We start from the raw sequence: 24092 nt of genomic DNA, 5'->3' as shown, positions 1-24092 counted from the left end.
AATGAAGCGGGCATTTCTGAATGCAGCCTTATTGGCATTTAAAGGCGTTAAAAAATCAGGTGGTGTTTTAAAAAGTATGCTGACATTAAATGAAGCCATTATTGATGTAAAAGAAGGTTAAGTCGAAGGCTTTAAAATGGTTTTCAAGCTTTTTGGAGAAATTGCAACTTCTTCTAAAACCACGCCTTATTCGATGCCTTATTTTGCAATTATTACCTTCAATTCCTACAGTAAACAACTTACCAATACTTTGCTTGCAGTTTTTAAAAGCAGTGATGAAACTGTCCCAATGATCACTTGCAATTCGGGTGTAGTGAATACCTAATTGTTTAAGCTTTGTCTTCAACCTTTGGACTGTAGCTAAATCTCTCTTACCCCAAACATAAGCAACAATCTCACCTGTTTCTCGATGGTAGGCGTAAATAAGCCATTGTTTATTATTTTTATTTCCAACAAAAGTCCAGAATTCATCTACTTCGAGAGATTCATAATGACTTTGTTTAGGCTGAATTTGATAGGCCGATTCAGTTAAAGTCCGTAAGACTTTACCGATACTAATGCGCTCAACTTCAGCGATATCTCGTATACCGCTGCCTCTGACCATTAACTGTAATATTTTACGAGTAATGCCAGAATTACATCCTAGATAGCTCAGAGCATGGTCACCAATAAACTGACGTTTGCAGTCTTTGCATTGGTAGTTTTGTTTCCCATCTACTTTGATGCCATTTTTCTTTATACTGTCACTGAGGCAGGTTGGACATTTGATTTCTAGAGTTATTTGCATTTCTCTATTTTATCAAAATTCAACCTGCTTTTTTTTAGCATACTTTTTGATACACCACCAAAAATCAAGGCATGATTTTGCCGCGCAGCGCATCAGGAAATGCTTAAAGCCCCCAGATCAGTGAAAATCACCGGCACAGCCATCAAGGCCAGCAGGATGGAGATCCTCCGCTTGTTGCGGCATGCGCCAGCGCAGGGCTGGCGCGGAGGAAATAGGCGCTATGCAGGGCGGATGGCATGCCTGCCATTTTCTGCAATTTCAAATATAAGATTTTGAATAAAAACAGTTATTCCATGGCTTTCAAGCGGGAAATAATGCTGTTGTATTGCGCTGCCGTAGTGCGGTAATTGTTCTGCAAAGACTGAATGTAGTCTTTTTTCGCCACAATATTTTTCTGGTTATTGGCCAGCATGGCCTTTAATGGCGCGGGCACAGGCTCGCCCTTGCGGAAGTGCTCGCGTTCCTGGCGCACAAACAGAATGCGGTCATTCTGCAGTTGCTTCAGCTGATCCTGCTGAAACGCCAGCTGCTTATTGATCTGGGTTAAAGCGTCATTTTTTTTCAGCGCAGCGGTGCGGCTGTTATTGTAGGCGCGCTTCAGCTTGGCGTCCGATTCAATCTGCCTGGCTTGCGCCGCCCGTTTTGGCGCTTGCCTAATATCGGCTTCTGCATTATAAGGTTTATTGCGCTTAATCACCTGCATGTTCTGGTCAAGCGCTTCATAGCCGTAGCGGATATGGTTCGGCGTCACGCTGGTGCTGATGTTCGCTACGCCTTTGCTGTCATAATAGCGGTACCATGCGGTTTTAGGCTGCTGGGAAGCGGGAGCGGCTGCCAGCGCAGCATGCGACAGCAGGCAGGCCAGAAAAATGGATTTTCTCGGAATGCTTTTGTAATCAATGCAGGCAAGTTTGCGCTTAAACTGACTCAACATTGGACTCCCCAGTTGAAAGTTGACTAAATTACTTATTTTTAAGTAATAAAAATGTTATATTAGTCTTAAAATAGAGAATTAAAAACTATTCTAAGTTAAAAAAAAATCGTTGGTCATCGGAAAGTGTGAAGCTGTTGTTGAAATTGCGGAATACTGTGCTGGTGAGCAGAAATTGTCCATTGAAAATACAAGTAAATATATGTTAAAAATGTTAATAACTTGTAAAAACACAGCTGCTGACAAAATTTGTTTGTACATCCAAAATTGTAGGGTCATTAAATGGACGATAAATTCCAAAATCTAAAAGTCATGGTGATTGATGATTCAAAAACCATCCGCCGCACAGCGGAAACGCTTCTCCAGCGTGAAGGATGCGAAGTTGTGACTGCAGTCGACGGCTTTGAAGCTTTGGCTAAAATTGCCGAAGCGAATCCGGATATTGTATTTGTAGATATCATGATGCCCCGTCTGGACGGCTATCAAACCTGCGCCTTAATCAAGAATTCGCAAAATTATCAGAATATTCCTGTCGTTATGCTTTCAAGCAAAGACGGCTTGTTTGACCAGGCTAAAGGGCGGGTTGTCGGTTCGGACGAATATTTAACTAAACCGTTCAGCAAAGATGAATTGCTGAACGCTATCCGTAATCACGTAACCGCTTAATTTAGATTTATATATTGGGGAATGGCATGGCACGTATTCTGATCGTGGATGATTCGCCTACTGAAACTTTCCGTTTCAAAGAGATTCTGGGCAAGCATGGCTTCGACGTTATTGAAGCTTCAAATGGCGCTGACGGGGTAACCATGGCGCAGGCAGAGCTGCCGGATCTGGTGCTTATGGATGTGGTGATGCCGGGTGTAAACGGCTTTCAGGCGACCCGCCAAATTGCGCGCGGCGCAACAACAAAGCATATTCCAATTGTGATTGTCAGCACCAAGGATCAGGCTACTGACCGGGTTTGGGGCAAGCGCCAAGGCGCATGCGATTACCTGACCAAGCCAGTAGATGAGAAACAGTTGATTGATGTGATTAAGCAACACCTCAATGCAGGATAAAGCTCTATGGCAGCAAACGGATTTATCGAATTACTTCGACTCGCAAAGCGTGGAAACAAAAACTATGTTTCTACAGAAAATGAAGTAAACCGATGGTCAGGCATTGCTTTTGAGATGATGGGGCAGTACTTCGTTGCCCCTTTAGGTGAAGTATCTGAAGTGATTTACCCGCCGAAATGCACCCCAGTGCCGAATACGCAGTCCTGGGTGCTGGGCTTGGCGAATATCCGGGGGCGCCTACTGTCTGTGTCTGATTTAGCGCACTACATGACGGGGCACCGGAGCAGCTACTCACCGACTCAGAAAGTGCTGTGCATCAGTCATAATGACCACTATGTCGGTTTAGTTGTTGATCAGGTTTTGGGGATACAGCATTTTAACAAGAAAAGTTACTTTTCTGCGGGCACTGAATTAGACAGCAATTTAAAAGAATATTGTCAGGGATATTTTCACCAGCATAATCAGCAGTGGCATGTCTTCTTATTCAGCAGCTTGATGCAAAATCCGAAATATATGAACGCATCTATAAAATTTATAAATTAATTGCCGCGCTAAGCATCAAGGCGAAAATCGGGGAGAAGCTGCATGGGCTTTAAACTTAAGAAGAAAAATACAGGCGAAAGCATGGGCCGCAAAGGTGGCAATGCTTTACTTGCTAAGATTCACTCACAGACAGATCAGCTATCGCGTGTATTTGGTGACAGTGAAAAGTCCAAGCCATTAATTTTGGGTGCAGGCTTCTGTCTATTTGTGGCAATTTTCCTGCTACTCTATCTGTTCTACAGCGTGCCACGCAACAATGAGCTGACGCGGAGCCTAGGTGAGCTGCGCTTATTGTCGCAAACGATTTCCCGCCAAGCCACGGAAGCGACCGCTTCAGGCACGCCGGAATCAATTAAGAAGCTGACTGAGTCGCAGAAATCCTTCGCTGAAAATTTAGTTATCGTGCAGGATTCGCATCCGTCAACTGAAGCCATGAAGAATGTGGAAAGCCAGTGGAAGCAGGTATCTGAAAACATTAGCCTGATTTCATCGCAGCAGAAAATCATCAACAAGCTGTATGACACCAACATTGCGATCGGCGAAACCATTCCGGGCATTCAGGCTGAATACAACCTGATGGTTGACCAGATGGCGCGTCAAAACATGCCGTCAAACCAGGTGGTTATTGCGAAAAACCAGGTGTTTATTGCGGAGCGTATTCTGCGCTCAATCAGTTCGGTGCTGACCGGCAGCGAAAGCTCGCGCGAATCTGCGGATGACTTCAGCGCCGATACCGAAACATTCGGCTCCTACCTGAATGCGCAGCTGAACGGTAGCGCGGAACTGGGTGTAGAGCGCATTGCTGACCCGGCTTTGCGTGAATCATTGACCGGCATTAAGGCTGAATATGATGACGTACTGAAATCAGCGGCTGCAACCATTCTTAAAAACTCGAATCAAATTGTAAAAGTGCGCCAGGCTTCGGCTTCAATTTTTGCGCAGTCAGATGAGCTTTTAGGCAACTTGAATAAGCTGTCCAGCGGTTCAAACTGGGAGATTGCAATTCCGGCGCTGTTCCTGATCCTCTGCCTGGTCGGCTTCCTGATCTGCGTATTCCGCCTGCTGACCCTGCGCGGCCAGTCAGATAAGCAGCGCGTAACCCGCCTGCAGGAAGAATATGACCGTAACCAGAACGCGATTCTGCGTCTGCTGGATGAGATCGCTGACTTGGCGGACGGTGACTTGCGTTCTTACGCAACGGTATCTGAAGACTTTACCGGCGCCATTGCCGACTCCATCAACTTCGCGATTGACCAGCTGCGTGACCTTGTATCGCGAATTACTGAAACATCGCAGGAAGTCGCGCAGTATACGGCGAACACGCAGGGCATTACCAACCAGCTGGCTGAAGCGTCTGAGCATCAGGCGCAGGAAATTGCCGGCGCATCCGCCGCGATTAACGAAATGGCGATGTCAATTGACCAGGTATCCGCCAACGCCGAAGAATCTGCAGTGGTAGCGGAGCGTTCGGTGCAGATTGCCGCCAACGGCGCGCAGGTTGTAAACCGTTCAATTGAGGGTATGGATACAATCCGCGAGCAGATTCAGGAAACCTCCAAGCGTATTAAGCGTCTGGGTGAATCTTCGCAGGAAATCGGAAACATCGTTGCCCTGATTAACGATATTGCCGACCAGACGAACATTCTGGCATTGAACGCCGCCATTCAGGCATCGATGGCCGGTGAAGCGGGCCGCGGTTTCGCGGTGGTAGCCGACGAAGTACAGCGCCTTGCGGAACGTTCCGCATCTGCAACCAAGCAGATTGAAGGCTTGGTAAAAACTATTCAGACGGATACCAACGAAGCGGTTATTTCGATGGAGCAGACTACTTCGGAAGTTGTGCGCGGCGCAAACTTGTCTAAGGATGCGGGCGTGGCGCTGGATGAGATTCAAAGCGTATCCGGCAACCTGGCGAAACTGATTGCCAACATTTCTGACGCTGCAAAACTGCAGTCTGCTTCTGCAGGCCATATTGCAACGACGATGAACGTTGTACAGGAAATTACTTCTCAAACCACAAGCGCAACTTTTGATACTGCGCGTTCGGTATCTGAATTGGCAAACATGGCCGAATCATTACGTGAATCTGTATCTGACTTTAAACTTCCTGAATAAAGTCAGAAAGCTTGGGGGGAGCGGTGCGCCTTGCCTGAGGGCAAGGCGCATTGCGCAACACAGATAAAGCATCGTCAAGATGAACTTAACGCAGCACAGTTAGGTCACGCGTGATGGTTACAATTAAGTTTGAGCACCCTGCTTGGTGGCAAAAACGTAAGAAGCCTTAGCTATGAAAGAAATATTAAAAAATTTAGTAGAAACGACTACGCTTCCGGAAGATAGCTATCTAGATCAAGATGCAGAAATTCTAGAGATTTTTGTTGAAGAAATAGAGGAAATCTTTGCTGAATTAAATTCTTTATTTACGGGTTGGCTGCAAGCGCCGCATAACCAAGACATGCTGACTACGATTCGCCGTCATTTCCATACCTTAAAAGGCTCGGGCCGCATGGTGGGGGCAAAATCTGCCGGTGAAACTGCATGGATGGTGGAAGATGCCCTGAACCGGGTGATTTCAGGCGCGCTTGCGCTGACGCCGGTCATTCAGAAATATGCTCAAGCCGTGCTGAATGTCTATCAGTACAAGCTGTATCCGCGCTTTAAAGCCGTGGAAGAGCTGGATGTTGATTTGCGTCCGCTGGTGCTGCTGGGGCAGCAGCTGCAGCAGGGCCTGAGCCCTGAGCCGGCTCTGGAAGAGTTGCTGAGTCTTGCCGATACGCTGACTGCAGCGGACGGCATAACCGGCCTTGAACTGGCCGAAGCGGCGGCTCCGGCCGGGCAGGCTGCCAGCGCTGGCGAAGACAGCTATATTGAAGAAACGGTTTCGATCTTTATTGAAGAAGCGGAAGAGCATTTGCATGCGATTGACCAGTTCCTTAAAACAGAAGATGAAAAAGTTCAGGATTACAACGGTTTAATCCGCGCACTGCATACCTTGCGCGGCAGCTCGTCGATGGCGCAGATTGATCAGGTATTTGAAGCGAGCACCAGGGTTGAAAACCTGTTTAAGACCCTGCTGCAGGAAGAAATTGTTTCGACCTCGCAGGAAACTGCGCTGCTGATCCAGTATGCGGAATTTGTCCGCGACTATCTGCACACCTTGCGCGGAGGCCCAGCCAGCCAGCTGGATGCCATTTACGAAACATTCAATACCGCATGGCATGATTACGGCTTTGCTGCTGAAGATGTGGATCAGGATGCCAATCCGCAAGGCTTGGTGTCGAAGCTGATTGAGCTGAATATTGACCAGCTGCTGGATGCCGAGTTTGAATTTGACAGCCGCGCCAAGGCTGAATTCCCGCAATACCTGCGCGCGCTCAGCGCTCAGGCGCAGCAGCTGCTGGAACATACGGATAACCGCGCTTCAACCGGTATTCATGACTTCACCTCGGAACTGAAGCAGGGCTACGATGCTCTTGCGGAAAAGCTGCAGCTGCTGAACCTTGATTACGGCTATGAATTATTTGCCCAGGCGCATCAGGAATTCATTCATCTATTCGACACCTTGGCTGCCGGACAGCGCGTGGTGTTAAGCGCGGAAGCGCAGAAATTGCTGGGCGAACTGTCCGCCTTTGTGCAGCAGGATATTGAACAGGCCGCGGCGCCTGATCAGGCGCCGGAAGCCGCAGTTGATTTTGCGCAGCTCAGCCAGCGCATTGCATCTGACCGCGGGCAGCAGCGCTCTGCTGAAGCCAATACCGACTTTGATTCAGAGCTGCTGGAAATTTTCCTTGAAGAAGCGGATGAGCTGCTGGCCGGGATTGATCAGGACCTCAGCACATGGTCGAAAGACCAAAGCAATATCGGCGCTTTGAACAATCTGATGCGCTATTTGCACACCTTGAAAGGCGGCGCAAATATGATTTCAGCATCGCATATCGGCCTGATTGCGCATGAGCTGGAGTTCGTGTATGAGCGCATTATCCGCCAGCAAATCAGCATCAGCCCGGCGCTGATCCAGATTATCCGCCTAGTGCAGGATGATGTGGCTGACCGCATTCAAATTATCCGCGATAAGCAAATCGACTATCCGGCGCCTGCTACGATTGATATTATTCAGAATATTCAAGCATTAGCTGCCGGACACGCCTCGGATGCGCATGCAGCGCCTGAAGCTGCGCCAGCGGCGGAAGAGCCGGCTGCGGAAGATATTACGCTTCCTGCGGCTGAAGAAGTTTCTGCGCCAGCTGAGCCGGCTGTTGCTGCGGAAGCGCCGGCACCGTCAGAGGCTGCTTTCTCTGAAGATGACACGCTGCGCGCAGTGGTTGAGGAAACCTTCCTTGAGGAAGCTGAGGAAGTGCTGGCGGCTGCGGAGCAGCTGCTGGCGCAATGGTTTGAGCAGCGCACCGACCGAAGCATTTTGCTGCAGCTGCAGCGTGCGGCCCACAGTATTAAGGGCGGTGCGCGCATGGTGGAAAATGAGCCGGTGGCGGCCATTTCCTATCAGCTGGAAACTACCTTTGAACAGTTTGCGGTGCATCATTTCAGCTCAAACGCCTATGATGTGCTGCTGCAGACCACCGTCAGCTGGCTGAAGCAGGCGATTTTTGAGAAAGACTACAGCAATTTTGACAGCATCAGGCTGAGCCTGGAGTCAATTGAGCTGGTTGACCTGACTGCGCAGCTGCCGAACCGCACCGGCAAGTCCGCTCAGCCGGCGGCCGCGCTGGGCTTTGAATTTATTCAGGGCGATGGCGCCGAACCGCCGTCGATGCAGGGCGAGTGGAAAGATGCCTTAAATGCCGGCAGCAGCAATGAAATGATCCGGATCTCCGCTGATCTGGTTGAGAAAATGATTGACCTTTCCGGCGAGAATTCAATCAACCGTTCGCGCATTGAAATGGATCTTGGCCAGCTGGGCAATACCCTGAATGAAATGGAGCTGGCGATTAAGCGTCTGGCGGATCAGCTGCGCCGGATGGACGGCGAGCTGGAATCTCAGATTCTCGCCAAGCATGGCACGGACAATTCGCGCTATGAGGACTTCGACCCTCTGGAAATGGACCAGTATTCATCCTTGAATCAGCTGTCTAAGTCGCTCGCCGAGTCGGCTTCGGATTTGGTTGACTTCAAGAGCACGCTGGCGGAGAAAATCCGTGATGCGGAAGGCCTGCTGCTGCAGCAGTCGCGTATTCAGGCTGAAATTCAGGAAAGCTTGATGCGCACGCGTCTGGTGCCGTTCTCGCGCATGCTGCCGCGCCTGCAGCGCATTGTGCGCCAGACCTCATCAACACTGAACCGCCCGGCGGAACTGATTGTGCAGAATACCGAAGGCGAGCTGGACCGAACCATTCTGGAGCGGCTGGTGACGCCATTCGAGCATATGCTGCGCAACGCGATTGACCATGGCTTGGAAGATACAGCAGAGCGCTTGGCGCTGCATAAGCCGGAAGTCGGCAGCATTGTGCTGAATATCAGCCGCCAGGGCACCGATGTACTGGTATCCTTCAGTGATGACGGCAAAGGCATCAATGAAGAGGTGATTAAGGCCAAGGCGCTGAGCCAGGGCCTGATCAAAGCCGATCAGTTCCTCGACAAGCAGGAAATCCTGCAGCTGATTTTCCATCCGGGCCTCAGTACCGCCAAGCAGGTGACGCAGATTTCCGGACGCGGCGTTGGCCTGGATGTAGTGCAAAGCGAAATCAAAGCCCTAGGCGGCCATGTTTCGGTTGATTCGGAACTGGGCCAGGGCACGACCTTTACCATCCGCGTGCCGACCACTGTAGCGGTCAGCGACGCCCTGATGGTGAAAGCCGGCGATCAGCAATTTGCGATTTCTTTGGCGCAGATTGACCGTATTGTCCGCATCTCGCCGTCTGCGCTGGAAGAGTATTTCTCCAGCAAGGCGGATGTGTTCAAAATTGACAATGCCAGCTACAAGCTGCGCTACCTGTCGGAATTTGTTTCGAATCAGCCGATTCCGCGCTTAGGCAGCGTTGCGCATTCATTGCCGGTGCTGCTGATTAAGGGCAACAGCGGGCAAACTATCGCTTTGCTGGTTGACCAGCTGATCGGTTCCCGCGCGCAGATTGTAGTGAAGCCGATTGGCCAGCAGTTCTCGAATGTCGGCGCTATTGCAGGCGCGACGATTCTGGGCGACGGCCAAGTCTGCCTGATTTTGGACGGGCAAAGCATTGCCCGCCAGATTCAAGCCACGCAGCGCGTTAAGCGCGGTTCGGATCAGCGCGATCATTCACGCCGCGGCAATGCCCGCCGCTTAGTGATGATCGTGGATGACTCGGTTACGGTGCGTAAAGTGACTTCGCGCCTGCTGGAGCGCCAAGGCTATGATGTCGTCACCGCCAAAGACGGCGTGGATGCCATGGAGCAGCTGGAAAACGTAAGGCCGGATCTGATGCTGCTGGATATTGAAATGCCGCGCATGGACGGTTTTGAAGTGACCAACCTGGTCCGCCATCATGACATTCATCAGGACTTGCCGATCATCATGATTACCTCGCGTACCGGCGAGAAGCACCGCGAGCGCGCCTTCAGCCTGGGCGCAACGCACTATATGGGCAAGCCGTTCCAGGAAGCGGAACTGCTGGCCAATATTGAAAGTTTAATTGCAGAAAAACAGGGGTAATCTATGAGCCAGACAGCTGTACCGAATGAGATTAGCCAGCAGGAATTGCAGCATCTGATTACGGTTTCGACCGGGTTTATTGACGCCTATATCATCGACTGCTGCGGCAAGGAAGCCATGCTGCTGCCGCAGAACATTGTTTTATCTGCGCTGGACAGTGAAACGCAGGTTTCGCATGTGCAGTGGCATGAATTGAAGCTGCCGGTGTATGCGGTGAATGAGCCGGCGCGGAAAAGCGGCGTTGCTTTGGTGATTGAAGGCGATGATGTGCATCAGCGTTTTGCGCTGATGTGCAATGAAATGCCGCGCTCTATCCGCCTGCGCATTTCCGAAATTGTTGATGAAGAGCATGCGCTGAGTGATCCTGCGGTTTTCCAGTATGTGCGGATGAATGATCAGCTCTATCATGTGCCGAATCTGGCCTATATCCAGTCGTCGATTGGCCTGTAAAACAGCTTGATGAATAAAAAAGGAACTCCGCGGAGTTCCTTTTTTATTGCGGCCGCTGAAGCCGGATCAAGCCAGCAGGCCGGTTAGAATCTGTTCATAAATTTCAGCCAGCGGCTCCAGGTCGGCAACATTCACATGCTCATCAATTTGGTGGATGCTGGCGTTTAAAACGCCTAATTCCAGAACCTGTGCGCCAGTCGGAGCGATAAAGCGCCCGTCAGAAGTGCCGCCGCTGGTTGAAAGCTCGGCTTCTACGCCGGTGACATTGCGGATGGCGTTTTGGGCGGCATTCACCAGTTCGCCAACCGGAGTCAGGAAAGGCAGGCCTGAATGCGTCCATACGATATCGTATTCAACATTATTGCGGTCCAGAATTTCCAGCGTGCGCGCTTTCAGCTCTTCCGCGGTGACTTCTGTTGAATAGCGGAAGTTGAACAGCGAGGTCATCACGCCCGGCACGACATTGGTTGCCCCGGTGCCGGCATTAAGATTGGAAATCTGGAAAGAGGTGGCAGGGAAGTATTCATTGCCGCTGTCCCAAACCGTTTCGCACAGCTCGGCCAAGGCTTTGGATGCCGTATGAATCGGGTTTACGGCAAGGTGCGGGTAGGCCACATGGCCCTGCTTGCCTTTTACCGTAAGCCTGGCGTTGAGCGAGCCGCGGCGGCCGTTTTTAATGATGTCACCCAGCTGATGGGTGCTGGACGGTTCGCCGACCAGGCACCAGGTCATTTTCTCATTGCGCGCTTCCAGCGCTTGAATAACCTTCACCGTGCCGTTGATTGCCGGGCCTTCTTCATCTGAAGTGATCAGGAAGGCAATTGAGCCCTTGTGGTCCGGATGCTTTGCAGTGAAGCGCTCAGAGGCAATCACCATGGCCGCCAAAGCGGTTTTCATGTCGGCGCTGCCGCGCCCGTACAGCTTGCCGTCGCGGATTTCCGGGGCAAAAGGCGCTGAATTCCATGCATCCAGATTGCCGGTCGGCACAACATCGGTATGGCCTGCAAAGCAGAACACTGGAGACTCCGTGCCCCGGCGCGCCCATAAATTGTCAACGTCTTCAAAACGCATATGTTCAATATTGAAGCCCGCTTTAGCCAAGCGGTCAGCCATGATATTTTGGCAGGTGTGGTCGACAGGGGTAACGGAAGGCTGCCGTAAAAGCTCTAGGCTGAGATCGAGTGTCGCTGAGGATGAAGTCATGCTGAATCTGAAAGTCTAAAAAGTCGCAATATAATAGGCGAATCGGCAAAATAAAGGAAAACTTAAACATAAAAAAACCTTAGCGCGCGGTAAGGTTTCTCATGCCGGAATTGAATTACATTTTCTCTTGGGTTTTTTCAGCGGTATTGGTGACGGCATCGCCTGCTTTGGAGACATCTTTGCCCAGGCCTTTAACGGTGTTGCAGGCGGTTAAGGCGAAAACCGCAAGTAGTGAAACGGCAAGAATTTTTTTCATCGTCATCTCCAGATTAAGGAATAGTCAAATTATTCTGATGTGAGCTTTAGATTAAAAAATGTGCTGCTTAAACTGTATGCAGTTTTTATTGCGCTTAAGTAAGCGAATGTAATAAAAGGCCCGGCCGGCGGAACATATAGTAATGCTCCTGACAGGCTGCTTTATACAGGCCGTCCGTCCACCATTGCGCCGCATGGCTGCTGGGCTGCGCCTGCGGGCAAATCCATTCATGGCGCTGCAGCCGGTAAAATTGCAGGGCGGCGTCCGGCAGGCGCTGTCCCCACAGCCCGATTCGGCGCGCGGGATTGATCCAGTCCGGCAGCGCGGCGCAGCTGGAGCGCTCAGGCAGATACAGCTGGCCTTTCAGGATGCAGAAGCGGCGCTGAATCTGATGGTTCAGGGCATCTGCAAATTGAAACTGCTTTTCGGTGAAATGATGCAGCTTGCGGCTGAGGGTATCGCTGCGGTTCAGGCCATGCCAATGGGGCAGGGAGAAATCGCGCTCCGCCAGATAATATTTCAAGGCAGCTTCCCAGTGCTCAACTTCACCGGTTTCGGTGTTGAGCAGGACAAAGTCCAGCTCGCCCAGCGTTTTCGGCCCGTCTATCTTCTGAATGCTGTGGCCCAGCAGCCGGTAAGGGTGGTGCCCGCTGTCCAAAAGCCAGAACCAGAGGAACATTTCGAAGCGCAGGCCCAGCCGGGTGCTTTTCAGTTGCTGCAAAAAATCGGCCAGCGCTTCAGGATGCCGGTCCAGCTGCTGCAGGCGGGGCCAGTAATTTTTTAAATGCTTATTCCAAGTGGCATCGTCATGCAGCTGGAATGGATGCGTTATGGCCAGGTCCGCAGGCAGGCTGCGCAGAATATTCGGGCTGCCGATGCAGAAGGCCAGCTGGCGCACCAGCGGCTGCCGCAAGGCCAGCCAGGGTTCATCGTGTTCAAGGTTTAAAAAATTCAGATGCATGCGTGGCCTGAGGAAAGTGCAGAATAACAGCGGATAAAATGCAAAAACGCTTTATACTACCTCAATTCTGGACTTAGGGCTGTGGTATGAGAACGCTGTTTTGGCGCAGCCTGGTGGTGATTTTTATCATACTGGGCTTTATTGGTGCGCTGCTGCCCGGCATGCCGACAACTGTTTTTCTGATTTTAGCGGCTTGGGCGGCTTCAAAAGGCTGGCCGCAAATGGATAACTGGCTGCTAAACCATCCTAAATATGGCCCGACCTTGCGCGCCTGGCGCGAAAACGGCACCGTGCCCCGCAAAGCCAAATGGGTCGCCAGCGTGATGATGCTGATCAGCGCGGTGATTATGCTGTTTACCGCCGCGCCTTTAGCGGTGAAAATTTTTACCGATGCCGCGATGCTGATTGTGGCGGCATGGCTGTGGATGCGCCCGGAACCGCAGGGCCAAGCGCTCAGTCCAGATAGCGAACATGCAGAGAAACAGAAAATAGGGAAAGAATCATGACCCAATATGCGCTGGATCAGGCAGATATCATTATTGATTTAAAGCGCCAGACCCTCAGCCTGAACAAGCTGGATAAGATTTACGTGATTTCTAGCGGAAAAAACGGCATTGGCGAAACTGAAAACAGCGGCAAAACCCCGCGAGGCTGGCACAAGGTTGCAGAAAAATTTGGCCAGAACGCGCCATTGAATGCGGTTTTCATTGCGCGCCAGCCGACCGGCGAGGTTTACAGCGCCCAGCTGGCGGCCCAGTATCCTGAACGCGACTGGATTCTATCGCGGATTTTATGGCTCAGCGGCCTGGAATGCGGCTTTAATCAGGGCGAAGGCTGCGACACCTATCAGCGCTACATCTATATTCACGGCACGCCGGATACAGAGCCGATGGGGGTTCCGATGTCGCACGGCTGCATCCGCATGCGCAATGCGGACGTGGCGGAGCTGTTTGAATTGGTGCCTGAAAATGCATTGGTTTATATTGCAGCGTAGGCCGCCTGCAGGCGGGCGCTGCAAATGCGCCCGGTTTTTTAGTCCGCTCAGTCCCTTATCTGAATAGCTGGCATACTGAAGCCTGATGAAATCCTGCTGTATAGGAAAGAGATTTAGGAGGTTATGCGCAATGCAGGCTTTGAAATTCAGCTGCAGCTGCGGCAATCGCTGCTGAAAAGGGATCAGGCAGCGTTGCAAATGCGCCTGAAAAACCGCGCTGAAATAAGTTATGCACTTAAAAATTAAACAAAAATGCCGGTTTTTAGCGCAGATCACCTATTTTTTAATCACTCGGGCGCAAAAAGTGGAAAACTCGCAGAAAAGCGTTTGACACCCGGTGAGGATTCTCTATAATGCACCTCATCAAACGATGAAGACGTTTTGAAAGGGCGCTTAGCTCAGTTGGTAGAGCGTCTGCCTTACAAGCAGAATGTCGGCGGTTCGATCCCGTCAGCGCCCACCAAGCTTTTTCAGCGTTAAGACTTTAAAGTGCAGCGGTAGTTCAGTTGGTTAGAATACCGGCCTGTCACGCCGGGGGTCGCGGGTTCGAGTCCCGTCCGCTGCGCCACTTTAAGTCTTAATATTCGTTTGCCGCAATAGCGACATTGTGCAAATGCAGCGGTAGTTCAGTTGGTTAGAATACCGGCCTGTCACGCCGGGGGTCGCGGGTTCGAGTCCCGTCCGCTGCGCCATTTACACAATCGGTCTTTTGAGGGCGCTTAGCTCAGTTGGTAGAGCGTCTGCCTTACAAGCAGAATGTCGGCGGTTCGATCCCGTCAGCGCCCACCATAATCTTTGCGATGCAGCGGTAGTTCAGTTGGTTAGAATACCGGCCTGTCACGCCGGGGGTCGCGGGTTCGAGTCCCGTCCGCTGCGCCATTTGCAAAGAATGCAACAACCCCTTTAAGGGCGCTTAGCTCAGTTGGTAGAGCGTCTGCCTTACAAGCAGAATGTCGGCGGTTCGATCCCGTCAGCGCCCACCATATCTTTTAAGATATAAAGTGTGCTTCGTTAAGAAGCGACGTGATGCAGCGGTAGTTCAGTTGGTTAGAATACCGGCCTGTCACGCCGGGGGTCGCGGGTTCGAGTCCCGTCCGCTGCGCCATTTATCTTAAGGTGTCTTAAATTCCTGAGATTTAAGATATTCAAACACCAAGACTACGCGCTTCGCTTGTCTTGCGTCATAAAAACAACAACGTTGTTTTTATTCCTCAGGGCGCTTAGCTCAGTTGGTAGAGCGTCTGCCTTACAAGCAGAATGTCGGCGGTTCGATCCCGTCAGCGCCCACCATATATCTGTTCCTTTGCTTAAAACTTGCTTAGCGCATGATTATTTCATAGAATCCGCAGTCTATAATAATTAATATACGCATGTGATCTATGAGAAATCCATATCAGCGCAGGGCCGCGGCTAAAACTCAAATAACAAATTTCAATCCCCAAGATGCCTATAAACAGTTCCTTGAAGCGCTGGTTGCGCAGGGCGGCTTAACCGCTTTGTATCAGGACGGCTGGGCGCTGTGCGCGACGCCGACCGGCCAGAAAGCCTTTGCGGTCTGGAAAAATAGAAGCCTGGCCAAGCTGCTGATTAAAGATAATTGGGAAAATTACCAGCCTGAAGAAATCAGCCTGAAGGATTTTATTGAAAAGGTCATCCCGTTTTTGCGTGAGCAGCATACTGCGCTGTCGCTGGATTTGACGCCGGAAGGGCAAAACATACTTGTTGCCCCGGAAAAGCTGCTGCTGGATCTCAAAAAATATTTATATCAGGTGTATGCGCAAAAGCCGGAAATTTTCCAAAACCGCGATATTCCGCAGCCGCGCAGCATCCGCATTAATTAATCTGCGCGGCTAGAGGCTGCTGCCTCAATATTCATTCAGCAGCCAGCCGCTGAGGAAGGCGAAATATTCCCGCAGCCATGAGTTGTAGCGGATATACAGCGGAGTCGGCGCGCTGACGGCATAGATATTGCTGTAGCCCTGATGCCCGGCAATGGCTGCGGCCCTGAGCACATGGAAATCGCTGGTGGCGATGGCGATCGGCTGGTCTAAGCCAATCTGCAGCCGCTCTAGAACCGCTTTGCTGTTGATGAGGTTCAGCTCCGTGCTGGTGCTGTGGTCTTCCAGATGAATCCGTTCCGCTGCCAGATGATGCGCCTGCACAAGGTAGTTCTGCATTACCGCCGCTTCAGAAATCTTTTCGTTAAAGCCTAAGCCGCCGGCCATAATTAAGGCCGCGTCCGGATTTTTTAAGGCAAGGGCTGCGCCTGCATCAAGGCGCGCTTTCAGCGTAGGCGAGGGCTGGCCGTGTTCAAGGCCGCTGCCCAGCACAATGATGGCTTTGACAGGCGGAATCTGTTCTGACTGGCTGATGGAGTGCTGCAGATAGGCGAAAAATCCGGCCAGGCTGATCAGCCAAATTCCAAATCCGGCCCATGACAGAGTCCAGGCTTTCCGCAGCGCGCGATGCTGCGCTAAAAAGCGCTGGATTGGCGCATGAAACAGCGCGATGCCGATAAACACAGCCCCGATCAGCATCGGCAGGATAATGCCTAAATGGATTTTATTCAGTGAAACCAGCCATAGGCCATCCGCCAGCAGCAGCGCGCCCGGAATCAAAAGCAGCAGTCTTTTCATCGGTTTAAAGTCTTAAATCTGTATTATTGAATTGTGGAATGCAGTTTAAACAATTTCCGGACAAGAAAAAACCGGGTATAGGAGCCCGGTTTTTCTGTTCAGGCAGGCTGAACCTCAGTAGACATCGCGGCGGTAACGGCCGTCCTGCTTCAGCTGTTCAACGCTTTCAGCGCCTAAAATATCGGTCAAGGCAAGGTCAACATCGCTGGCCATGCCGCGGATGCTGCCGCAGACATAGATGACCGCGCCCTTTTCAATCCATGCCTTCAGTTCCGCAGCCTGTTCGCGCAGCTTGTGATGGACATAGATTTTTTCCGCCTGATCGCGCGAGAAGGCTAAATCCAGGCGCTTCAGCATGCCGGTGGTCTGCCATGCCTCAATAGTGCTCTGGAAGAAGAAGTCATGCTCGCGCTGGCGCTCGCCGAAAATCAGCCAGTTGTCGGTATAGTCAGCACGGATGCGCGCGCTCAGCAGGCTCATTAGGCCTGCAATGCCGGTGCCGTTGCCGATGCAGATAATCGGCCGGTTATCGTCAATCAGGTGGAAAGACGGGTTAGTGCGGATGCGCAGGGCGATGGCGCTGTTCAGCGCTGCATGCTGCCCCAGCCAGCCTGAGCCGAGGCCGAGCTGGCCTTGCGCATCGGCCTGCTGGCGCACCACTAAGCGCAGGAGCTGCTGCTGCGGGATGCTGGCGATTGAATATTCGCGCGCCGGCAGCGCAGGGAGCTGCTCCAGCAAATGGCGCATATTGGCAAAAGGCTCGACCTCCACCGTTAAATCGCGGTCCCAGAGCATTTCCGCAATGCTTTGGGCTGCTGCGTCAACCGGCGTATTGGCTGCAACAGCATGCTGCTGCAGGAAGGCTTGAATGCGCTCGGCGCTGTTGCCGGGCTGAATCTCGGCAATATCGCCGGCCTGCCAAAGCGCCTCATGATTAGGCTTAAGCTCCAGATTGAATGCCGGCGCGCCCAGGCTGTCCGGATTCAGCAGCCTGCGCGCGGTCAGCGTCCATGCGTCAAAGGTTTTCTCAAGGGTCATGGCCTGCAGTTCGAGCTTCGTCGCTTTGGCCAGGGCCGCGTTCCATGCCTGAATGGCGGCTGCATCGCCGTTATCCACTTCAATGGTCTGGAAGAGCTGCACGGCGCCATTGCTGCTGAGCCATGCGTCAATGCGGCGGCCGAAGCTGCAGTAAGTTTCAGGATATTCCTGAGAGCCGAGCGCCAGCACGGCATAGCGCAGATGGCTTAAATCCAGCGCCTGCGCCATCAGTTTCTTTTCAAAAGCCGAGGCTAAGTCAGGCGCTTCACCGGTGCCGTATGTGCTGGCGACAAAGAGGATTTGCGGCGCATTTTTCAAGTCCTCCGCAGTCAGCTGCTGCACGGCTTTCACGGCTGCCGGCTGGCGCGCTTCCTGCAGGCTGGCAGCAGTGCGCCAGGCCAGCTGTTCAGAAACGCCGGTTTGCGATGCGTAGGCAATCAGCCAAGGCTTGGCATTGAGGTCCGGCGCTGCGTCAGTCAGGTGGCTGCGCGCCAGCTGCGTCAGGCGCTTTTGCTTGCGGCGCTTCAGATACAGCATCCAGCCGGTGATAAAGAACAGCGGCATGATCAGCGAGGCCAGCATGGCGAAGAACTGATAGACCGGGCCAAAGAAGCTGCCGCGGTGCACGGGCAGCATGCTGCTCATGATTTTCTCGTTCAGTTTCTGGTCTTCGTACAGTTCAAGCTTGGTAATGGCGCCAGCCTGATAGTCATAGGCGGCCTTATTGCGCGCGCGTTCATGCTGCGGCTCGGCATCGACAAAAGACACTTCCATTTCGCCATTGGCTTTTTTCGGAATGTTCAGGGTGATGCTGGAATATTCACGGCCGACCTGCGCATTGAAGCCGGTCCAGGTCTGGGTTAATGCCGCGCTGACCTGCTCCGGGCTCAAGCCTTTGGAACCGCGGCCTTCAGCTTTATTCTGCCCCTGTTCAGCAGGAGCCGCGCCTGCCGGGCTTGGCTTATTGCCTTCAGCGGCTGGGCCGCCTTTGCCCTGCGCCTTGGCCTGCATTTCAGGCTGCGCGCGCTCTACGCCCATTACTTTGAACATGCCGTCGCGCCACCAGTCATATGACCAGTACAGGCCGGTAAATGCCAGCAGCAGGTAAAAAATGATGACCCAGGTGCCGACGACAGCGTGCAGGTCCCACAGGAAATTGCGGCCTTTCAATTTCGGCTTGACAAGCAGCCATTGCTTAGCCGAATGTTTTTTCGGCCAGCGCAGGTACAGGCCGCTCAGCACAAAGTAAATCAGCATGAGCGTGGCAGCCCCGGTAATCTGCTTGCCGGTTTCGCCGACCGTTAAGTTGCGGTGCAGCTGCTGAATGAACTGGAAAAATTCACGGCCCTTAATTTCCGGCAGCACGGCAGCGGAATAGGGGTTGATCATCATGTTGTAGCCCTTGCGCGCGCCTTCCTTGACGATATTTACTGTGGAAGAGGCGGCCGGGTCTTGGGCGATGGTGATGCTGTTGATTTTTACTGCAGGATCGGCCTGCTGGAAATGCTGAAAGATTTGGGCAGGGGTTAATTTTTCTTTCTGTTCTGCCTGAACCGTATAGCTTTCAGGGTTCAGCCATTTCTGAATCGGCTGTTCATAGGAATAGATTGCGCCAGTTACACCCATAAGCGAAAGGATGAGTCCGGCAGTAATCCCGAGAAACCAATGAATTTGAAAAAGGATTTTTTTAAACATGGCGGTCAATGTTTGGCGGGCTGACTGGGTGAGGCGGATTATAACCTCAGATTAAGAAGACTGTATGGATTTTAAGGATAATATTTATTCTCATTATCATTACTGATTAGCAGTATAAGAAATTCAGATGCAGCCATGCCGGGCAGCGCAAATCCACTTTATTATGGCCTGCTGATGAATTTTCCCTAACCCTGAATTGTGAAGGGCGCAAGATAAAAGAGAGGATGAAAGCATTGCTGTTCATCCTCTCTTCGCCGCAGTGCTGGGCAAGGCGGCGTTAAAAATGCTTAACCGGCCGGCATCATTCACATGCCAAGGCTGTCCGCGTCGGCGCAGCGCTTAAACCGATTTCGGCTCGCCGACAGTTTCAGTCAAATGCTTGCGGATGGTGCTGAAAGGGAAATTCTTGCTGTCCAGGCGCTTAGGCAGAATGTAGGCGCCTTGCTGGCCCTTAATCTTGAAGTTGACCAGAATGAATTCCGGCGTGTTGTACCATTCGTAGATGTCTTTCCAGCCCACGGTCATATTGCCCATTTGCATGCCCATCTGCTGCTGCATGGAAATGCCGTGCGGCTGCACGCCCAGGCGGATGCCTTTGATTTCCTGCACAGGGGTTTCTTTTAATTTGCGCTTTACATACCACTCAATGCCGAACTTGCGGGCAAGGAAATAGATGACCACGCAGGCAATCGCTACCCAGCAGAAAATAGTGGAATAGTTCTTAATCAGGATAATTCCCAGCAGGGCCAGGGCAATAATTGCGCCCATAATCAGCCAGGCTTTTTTGCCGATTTTATAGTTGCTGCGCGACAGCACAAGCTGGGCATGGCGCTGTTCTTCTTCAGAAACTTCATAAGCTACTGGCTGCAGGGTATAGGCGTATAAATTTTTTGCGGTCATGGTCAAACTAACAAATTTCAAACTTTAAAAAGTTTAGCATTATTTAAGCCGATTCAGTGAGTATATTGTTCCAAAATCATCCGAATTATAATGAAGCCAATTCTGTCGCATGCTGGTCATGGTCATGGCTTAAATTCTGCTTTAAGCGGCTCAGCTGCTGCAAAATGCTGAACATCAGCGACAGCTGCTGCAGGATAATCAATGCCTTCTGATCTTCATCATTATTCTGCGATAAGCGCTGGCGGATGGTCTGCAGCATATTCTGCGCAGTCAGATCCGGAACTTCATCCCTGAGCAGCGCGCCTTGAATGTCATCCAGCGCTTTGTCCAGCAGGGTGAGGACTTCCTGATCCTGAATTTTTCCGCGGTGCGCGCCCAAGGCTGCGATATAGCTGATGAAGGTGTGGTTGAGGCACAGGAACTCAAACGCCTGGGCTTTCTGCGCGGGGTCAAAATCCGGCTCGGTGGCTAAAGTTGAAATCAGCGAGGCGACATCGGCATCGGTATTATGGGCGGCGCGCCGCACCACGCGGTAATTCAGGCCGTTGTTGCGGCCGTTCTTATACTGCTCCACCACTTCGCTCAGATAGCTGCACTGCGCCTGCAGCGAGCGCTTGATGGTGCGCGGCAGGCGGCGGAATTTCCAGTCCGGAAAAATAAAGCTGACGCCGAACCATGCCAGCGCGCAGCCGATTAAGGTGTCAATCATGCGCGGCATGGCGGCGGCAAAGCCCATGCCGTCCAGATTGAAGTTGATCAGCGCTAAAATCGTGATGAAAGCGGTGGCCTGCGCATACTGCTTGCTGCGCAGTTCAAAAAACAGCACGCCGCTGAGGATCAGCAGCAGCAGCTGGCCCTCGATGGACGGAATGAAATACAGAACCGCATAGCCCAAAATAATGCCGATTAAGGTGCCGACAATGCGCAGATACAGGCGCCGCTTGGTGGCGTTGAAATTCGGCTGGCTGACAAACAGCGCGGTCAGCAGAATCCAGTAGCCGTACTGGATATTGGTCACCTGCACAAAAATATAGCCGATAAACAGCACCAGCGAGACGCGCACGGCATGCCGGAACAGCACAGACTCCGGCGTTAAATGCTGCTTGACGCGGATCACGATATCGTCCCAGCCTTTCAGGTCGTCATCTTTCAGCTGATGCTCTATATGCTTGGCTTTGTCGAAATTCATGTGGCGCTCGGTTTCAACGTTGCGCAGCTGCGAATCAATGGCTTTCAAATTCTGATACAGCGAAAATAATGAATTGACCCAGACCTGATCGTACTGCTGTTCAGCGCGCAGTTTTTCCAAAGACAGCCGCAGGTTTTCAAAGGCATGCTTGAAGCGCTTGCTGTGATGATACGGCTTGCGCTGCATGATGCTGCTGCTGAGATCCTTGCAGGCCTTGCCCTGAATGGACAGAATGCGCTGAAAGCGGAACAGGATGTCGCTGTGCTCAAAGATTTTCGCCAGCTTCTGATAGTCAATATGTGAGGAATCCGCGCGCTCGTGGATATCCTGCGCGACAAAGTAGTACTGCAGGCTGCGCCGCGTGTCGCGCTGGCCGCGGTCGCCCTTTAAGCGGGTCAGCAGGGCAGTCTTCATGTCGTTGAAGATGGCGATCAGCTTGCCGTTTTCCAAAGACAGCTCAATCATGCTCTGCTGATAGCTTTTTGCGGTCATATCGACATCAAACAGGTTGGATTTGGCAAACAGGAAATCGCCCAGGGAGGAATAGCACTGCGCCAGCTTGTCCTGCACTTGGCGCACAGGAAACAGCAGGAAGCTGACGGTGGACAGCAGGCCGTACCACGCCGCGCCAATCACCAGCAGGCTGGCCTGCATGTACCAGTTGTCAAATAAGTGCACGCCCAGCATCGAATACACGGAAATCACCAGGCAGCCGTAGGAAATTGTAGCGTAGCGCCGCCCCAGTGAGCCGAGCAGAATCCAGCCGATGCAGGACACAATCAGGCCAATCGCGAACAGCATCGGGTAAGGAAACAGCAGGTAAATGGAAACCGCCGTGGCGAAAAAACCGATGTAGGTGTAAATCAGGTTCATGATGCGCACGGAAAAGCGGTCGTCAATATCGCTTAAGCCGGCCGCCACAACGCCCAGCGTCAAGGGAATGGTGTACATCTGCTGGCCCAGAAAGTACGGCGCGAAAGCCGTCCCCGCAAACGCAATAATCATGCGGACGTTGTACATGAATGTCGTGTTGTAAGTCGCCTGCTTCAGGCGCGCGAGCCAAGAGTTCAATGTTCATCCTTTGCTGTCAGATTCGGCGCGGCCGGGGGCATCTCTGAATTGTGTGATTTTTCACTTTGAATATGCGGAAATAATACTATGACCTGTGTAAACTTGTCTGCATTCTCAGCATTTAATCATGAAATAACCCTATGCAGGACGCACAGCGCACAACCCGGTATTCCAGCGCATGGATCATGCTGCTGGCGCTTTTGACCTCGCTTGGCCCGCTGTCCATAGACATGTATCTGCCGGCTCTGCCTCAGATGGCGCAGGATTTCGGCGTCAGCACGCAGAGGATCGCCAACACGCTGCCGGCTTACTTCTTAGGCCTAGCGGCCGGCCAGCTGATTTACGGCCCGGTCAGTGACCGGATTGGGCGCAAGGCGCCACTGTATTTTGGCCTGTGCCTGTACATTGCAGCCAGCCTGATTTGCCTGTTTGCGCAAAGCGAATGGAGCCTGATCGCCGCCCGCATTCTGCAGGCTTTGGGCGGCTGTGTCGGCGTGGTGATTGCGCGGGCCGCCATCCGCGACCGCTTGGACCTGCAGGCCTCCGCGCAGGCGTTTTCCAGCATGATGATTGTGATGGGAATTGCGCCGATTATTGCGCCGGCGCTGGGCTCATTGGTGCTGAAATTTTTCAGCTGGCATGCGGTTTTTGCTTTCCTGGGCCTGATCGGCGCAGTATGCCTGCTGTGCGTGCATTTCTTCTTTAAGGAAACTTTGCCCGCCAGCCGTCGCCTGCACTTGAACTTCAATCAGGTGCTGCTGCTGTACATGGCGATTTTCAAGGATCCAAGCTTCAGGCTGCCGATGCTGGCCGGCTGCTTTTCCGGCGGCGTGCTGTTCTGCTATATCAGTTCCTCTGCGGCCGTGCTGATGGACGGCTACGGTCTGAACCAGCAGCAGTTCGCCTATGCCTTTGGCGCCAATGCATTTGGCATTATGCTGTTTTCCGCCCTGAATAGGCGCCTGGCGCCTAAAACCGGCGTCATTCAGCGCCTGAAAATTGGCCTTTATCTGCAGCTGGCGGGCACGGCAGCGCTGCTGGCCGCCGGCCTGGCGCCGCATGCGCCACTGCTCTGGGTAATGCTGGGCATGTTTCTGGCAATTTCAGGCATAGGCTTTACCGGCCCGAATGCCATGGCGCTGGCGATGTCGCAGCAGGGCGCGCGCGCAGGAACCGCCAGCGCAGTCATGGGCAGCATGCAGTTCGCCTGCGGGCTGGCGGGCGGGGTGATGCTGAACTTCATGCTGTGGAGCGCATTGCTGAACATGGCGGGAGTCATGCTGCTGTTTATCGCGCTTGCGCTGCTGGCGTTCAGCCGGCTTCAGCGCGGGCAAAACGCCTGAACGGGCGCATGAGGCAATGCTGCTTCAGCGCGCTGCCGCCCGGCAATTGAGCTTTTTCAGGCTGGATGGCGCTGCGCAATGCCGGCAGGCTGGCTTATTTTTCCCGCGGCAGCGCCAGCTTTGCTGCTGGATCATGAAAAAACTGATAGAATTAAAATACCTTTAAGGTATTAAAAAATATCTAAAAGGTATCAAGTTGGAAGTTTCGGCTAGTGAAAAACCCGCCGCAGGGTGCAAATCTATTTTGCGCGTCAATATCTTAAATGGAAATAGCCGGTTAAATCAGGCCTTCATGATGTTTTTGCGCCACAGCCGGTGCGCGTCAGGCTTTTGCATGCTACTAAAGCACAGATAGCCAGCAGCAGGATTGTCCGTTCAAATATTAAATATG

At 52.3% G+C, this 24092-nt stretch carries 19 protein-coding genes and 8 tRNA genes; 18 read left to right on the top strand and 9 right to left on the bottom strand.

The annotated features are described in order from the left end of the window. Positions 1–85: 85 nt before the first annotated feature. Positions 86–787 (bottom strand): IS1 family transposase, encoded by a 702-nt coding sequence (locus BEN74_RS07290; protein WP_005005861.1) that lies wholly within the window; start codon positions 785–787, stop codon positions 86–88. Positions 788–1073: 286 nt separating this feature from the next. Beyond that, positions 1074–1721: a hypothetical protein gene (locus BEN74_RS07285; protein WP_068907256.1), complete on the bottom strand. Its 648-nt coding sequence runs from the start codon at positions 1719–1721 to the stop codon at positions 1074–1076. 279 nt (positions 1722–2000) lie between these two features. Here BEN74_RS07285 and pilG point away from each other — a divergent pair, with 279 nt between their 5' ends. The 6 genes from pilG (at position 2001) to BEN74_RS07255 (ending at position 10415) form a co-directional block, all read left to right on the top strand. Beyond that, positions 2001–2384: a twitching motility response regulator PilG gene (gene pilG / locus BEN74_RS07280; RefSeq protein WP_068907259.1), complete on the top strand. Its 384-nt coding sequence runs from the start codon at positions 2001–2003 to the stop codon at positions 2382–2384. 26 nt (positions 2385–2410) lie between these two features. After that, positions 2411–2779, top strand: coding sequence for a response regulator (locus tag BEN74_RS07275; protein WP_068907262.1), 369 nt, complete (start codon positions 2411–2413; stop codon positions 2777–2779). 6 nt (positions 2780–2785) lie between these two features. Continuing rightward, complete coding sequence (locus tag BEN74_RS07270) at positions 2786–3322, top strand: chemotaxis protein CheW (RefSeq protein ID WP_068907264.1); 537 nt, start codon at positions 2786–2788, stop codon at positions 3320–3322. A 42-nt stretch (positions 3323–3364) separates the two neighbouring features. Further along, positions 3365–5437 (top strand): methyl-accepting chemotaxis protein, encoded by a 2073-nt coding sequence (locus tag BEN74_RS07265; protein ID WP_068907266.1) that lies wholly within the window; start codon positions 3365–3367, stop codon positions 5435–5437. A gap of 172 nt (positions 5438–5609) precedes the next feature. After that, the gene (locus BEN74_RS07260; RefSeq protein ID WP_068907268.1) at positions 5610–9965 is read left to right on the top strand and encodes an Hpt domain-containing protein; all 4356 of its coding nucleotides are present in this window, start codon (positions 5610–5612) and stop codon (positions 9963–9965) included. A gap of 3 nt (positions 9966–9968) precedes the next feature. Further along, the gene (locus BEN74_RS07255) at positions 9969–10415 is read left to right on the top strand and encodes a hypothetical protein (RefSeq protein ID WP_068907270.1); all 447 of its coding nucleotides are present in this window, start codon (positions 9969–9971) and stop codon (positions 10413–10415) included. A gap of 66 nt (positions 10416–10481) precedes the next feature. On the opposite strand, the gene dapE is transcribed toward BEN74_RS07255, so the two are convergent. The 3 genes from dapE to BEN74_RS07240 all read right to left on the bottom strand — a co-directional run bounded on the left by dapE (position 10482) and on the right by BEN74_RS07240 (position 12835). Beyond that, positions 10482–11618, bottom strand: coding sequence for a succinyl-diaminopimelate desuccinylase (gene dapE / locus BEN74_RS07250; protein ID WP_068907272.1), 1137 nt, complete (start codon positions 11616–11618; stop codon positions 10482–10484). A gap of 115 nt (positions 11619–11733) precedes the next feature. After that, the gene (locus BEN74_RS07245; protein WP_068907274.1) at positions 11734–11874 is read right to left on the bottom strand and encodes an entericidin A/B family lipoprotein; all 141 of its coding nucleotides are present in this window, start codon (positions 11872–11874) and stop codon (positions 11734–11736) included. Positions 11875–11968: 94 nt separating this feature from the next. Further along, positions 11969–12835, bottom strand: a complete 867-nt coding sequence (locus BEN74_RS07240; protein WP_068907276.1) for a DUF1853 family protein — start codon at positions 12833–12835, stop codon at positions 11969–11971. Between the two features lie 86 nt (positions 12836–12921). Here BEN74_RS07240 and BEN74_RS07235 point away from each other — a divergent pair, with 86 nt between their 5' ends. The 11 genes from BEN74_RS07235 (at position 12922) to BEN74_RS07180 (ending at position 15670) form a co-directional block, all read left to right on the top strand. Next, positions 12922–13341, top strand: a complete 420-nt coding sequence (locus tag BEN74_RS07235) for a YbaN family protein (protein WP_068907279.1) — start codon at positions 12922–12924, stop codon at positions 13339–13341. Beyond that, a complete protein-coding gene (elsL, locus tag BEN74_RS07230) occupies positions 13338–13829 on the top strand; it encodes a cell wall-recycling L,D-carboxypeptidase ElsL (protein WP_068907281.1) in 492 nt (163 codons plus the stop codon). Before BEN74_RS07235 ends, elsL begins: the two co-directional genes overlap by 4 nt. A 387-nt stretch (positions 13830–14216) precedes the next feature. Next, positions 14217–14292, top strand: a tRNA-Val gene (locus tag BEN74_RS07225). Between the two features lie 28 nt (positions 14293–14320). Continuing rightward, a tRNA-Asp gene (locus BEN74_RS07220) sits at positions 14321–14397 on the top strand. Between the two features lie 47 nt (positions 14398–14444). Beyond that, positions 14445–14521 (top strand) — tRNA-Asp (locus tag BEN74_RS07215). 21 nt (positions 14522–14542) lie between these two features. Next, positions 14543–14618 (top strand) — tRNA-Val (locus BEN74_RS07210). A 13-nt stretch (positions 14619–14631) separates the two neighbouring features. Further along, positions 14632–14708, top strand: a tRNA-Asp gene (locus BEN74_RS07205). A gap of 28 nt (positions 14709–14736) precedes the next feature. Continuing rightward, a tRNA-Val gene (locus tag BEN74_RS07195) sits at positions 14737–14812 on the top strand. A 45-nt stretch (positions 14813–14857) separates the two neighbouring features. After that, a tRNA-Asp gene (locus tag BEN74_RS07190) sits at positions 14858–14934 on the top strand. Positions 14935–15043: 109 nt separating this feature from the next. Next, positions 15044–15119 (top strand) — tRNA-Val (locus BEN74_RS07185). 89 nt (positions 15120–15208) lie between these two features. Further along, complete coding sequence (locus BEN74_RS07180; protein WP_068907284.1) at positions 15209–15670, top strand: DUF2750 domain-containing protein; 462 nt, start codon at positions 15209–15211, stop codon at positions 15668–15670. A gap of 24 nt (positions 15671–15694) precedes the next feature. Here BEN74_RS07180 and BEN74_RS07175 read toward each other — a convergent pair whose 3' ends face one another. The 4 genes from BEN74_RS07175 to yccS form a co-directional block, all read right to left on the bottom strand. Next, complete coding sequence (locus BEN74_RS07175) at positions 15695–16465, bottom strand: YdcF family protein (RefSeq protein ID WP_068907286.1); 771 nt, start codon at positions 16463–16465, stop codon at positions 15695–15697. A gap of 114 nt (positions 16466–16579) precedes the next feature. Then, positions 16580–19198: a PepSY domain-containing protein gene (locus BEN74_RS07170; RefSeq protein ID WP_068907289.1), complete on the bottom strand. Its 2619-nt coding sequence runs from the start codon at positions 19196–19198 to the stop codon at positions 16580–16582. A 339-nt stretch (positions 19199–19537) separates the two neighbouring features. Continuing rightward, on the bottom strand, positions 19538–20098 hold the full coding sequence (locus tag BEN74_RS07165) for a YcxB family protein (RefSeq protein WP_068907451.1): 561 nt from the start codon (positions 20096–20098) through the stop codon (positions 19538–19540). Between the two features lie 85 nt (positions 20099–20183). Next, complete coding sequence (gene yccS, locus BEN74_RS07160) at positions 20184–22358, bottom strand: YccS family putative transporter (RefSeq protein ID WP_068907291.1); 2175 nt, start codon at positions 22356–22358, stop codon at positions 20184–20186. 140 nt (positions 22359–22498) lie between these two features. Between yccS and BEN74_RS07155 the strand changes: the two genes are divergently transcribed. Next, positions 22499–23701, top strand: a complete 1203-nt coding sequence (locus BEN74_RS07155; protein WP_068907293.1) for a multidrug effflux MFS transporter — start codon at positions 22499–22501, stop codon at positions 23699–23701. Positions 23702–24092 lie beyond the last annotated feature (391 nt).

It is taken from the genome of Acinetobacter sp. WCHAc010034 (assembly GCF_001696615.3).
Taxonomy (GTDB): Bacteria; Pseudomonadota; Gammaproteobacteria; order Pseudomonadales; family Moraxellaceae; genus Acinetobacter.
This window is presented reverse-complemented; position numbering and strand designations above follow the sequence as displayed.

What these genes read in the sequence shown, in the direction of transcription:
- BEN74_RS07260 (WP_068907268.1), top strand. Translation starts at nt 5,610, where the DNA reads ATGAAAGAAATATTAAAAAATTTAGTAGAAACGACTACGCTTCCGGAA.
- elsL (WP_068907281.1), top strand. Translation starts at nt 13,338, where the DNA reads ATGACCCAATATGCGCTGGATCAGGCAGATATCATTATTGATTTAAAG.
- BEN74_RS07290 (WP_005005861.1), bottom strand. Translation starts at nt 787, where the DNA reads ATGCAAATAACTCTAGAAATCAAATGTCCAACCTGCCTCAGTGACAGT.
- BEN74_RS07245 (WP_068907274.1), bottom strand. Translation starts at nt 11,874, where the DNA reads ATGAAAAAAATTCTTGCCGTTTCACTACTTGCGGTTTTCGCCTTAACC.
- BEN74_RS07235 (WP_068907279.1), top strand. Translation starts at nt 12,922, where the DNA reads ATGAGAACGCTGTTTTGGCGCAGCCTGGTGGTGATTTTTATCATACTG.
- BEN74_RS07175 (WP_068907286.1), bottom strand. Translation starts at nt 16,465, where the DNA reads ATGAAAAGACTGCTGCTTTTGATTCCGGGCGCGCTGCTGCTGGCGGAT.
- BEN74_RS07155 (WP_068907293.1), top strand. Translation starts at nt 22,499, where the DNA reads ATGCAGGACGCACAGCGCACAACCCGGTATTCCAGCGCATGGATCATG.
- pilG (WP_068907259.1), top strand. Translation starts at nt 2,001, where the DNA reads ATGGACGATAAATTCCAAAATCTAAAAGTCATGGTGATTGATGATTCA.
- BEN74_RS07180 (WP_068907284.1), top strand. Translation starts at nt 15,209, where the DNA reads ATGAGAAATCCATATCAGCGCAGGGCCGCGGCTAAAACTCAAATAACA.
- BEN74_RS07285 (WP_068907256.1), bottom strand. Translation starts at nt 1,721, where the DNA reads ATGTTGAGTCAGTTTAAGCGCAAACTTGCCTGCATTGATTACAAAAGC.
- BEN74_RS07275 (WP_068907262.1), top strand. Translation starts at nt 2,411, where the DNA reads ATGGCACGTATTCTGATCGTGGATGATTCGCCTACTGAAACTTTCCGT.
- BEN74_RS07240 (WP_068907276.1), bottom strand. Translation starts at nt 12,835, where the DNA reads ATGCATCTGAATTTTTTAAACCTTGAACACGATGAACCCTGGCTGGCC.
- BEN74_RS07165 (WP_068907451.1), bottom strand. Translation starts at nt 20,098, where the DNA reads ATGACCGCAAAAAATTTATACGCCTATACCCTGCAGCCAGTAGCTTAT.
- BEN74_RS07265 (WP_068907266.1), top strand. Translation starts at nt 3,365, where the DNA reads ATGGGCTTTAAACTTAAGAAGAAAAATACAGGCGAAAGCATGGGCCGC.
- BEN74_RS07170 (WP_068907289.1), bottom strand. Translation starts at nt 19,198, where the DNA reads ATGTTTAAAAAAATCCTTTTTCAAATTCATTGGTTTCTCGGGATTACT.
- BEN74_RS07255 (WP_068907270.1), top strand. Translation starts at nt 9,969, where the DNA reads ATGAGCCAGACAGCTGTACCGAATGAGATTAGCCAGCAGGAATTGCAG.
- BEN74_RS07270 (WP_068907264.1), top strand. Translation starts at nt 2,786, where the DNA reads ATGGCAGCAAACGGATTTATCGAATTACTTCGACTCGCAAAGCGTGGA.
- dapE (WP_068907272.1), bottom strand. Translation starts at nt 11,618, where the DNA reads ATGACTTCATCCTCAGCGACACTCGATCTCAGCCTAGAGCTTTTACGG.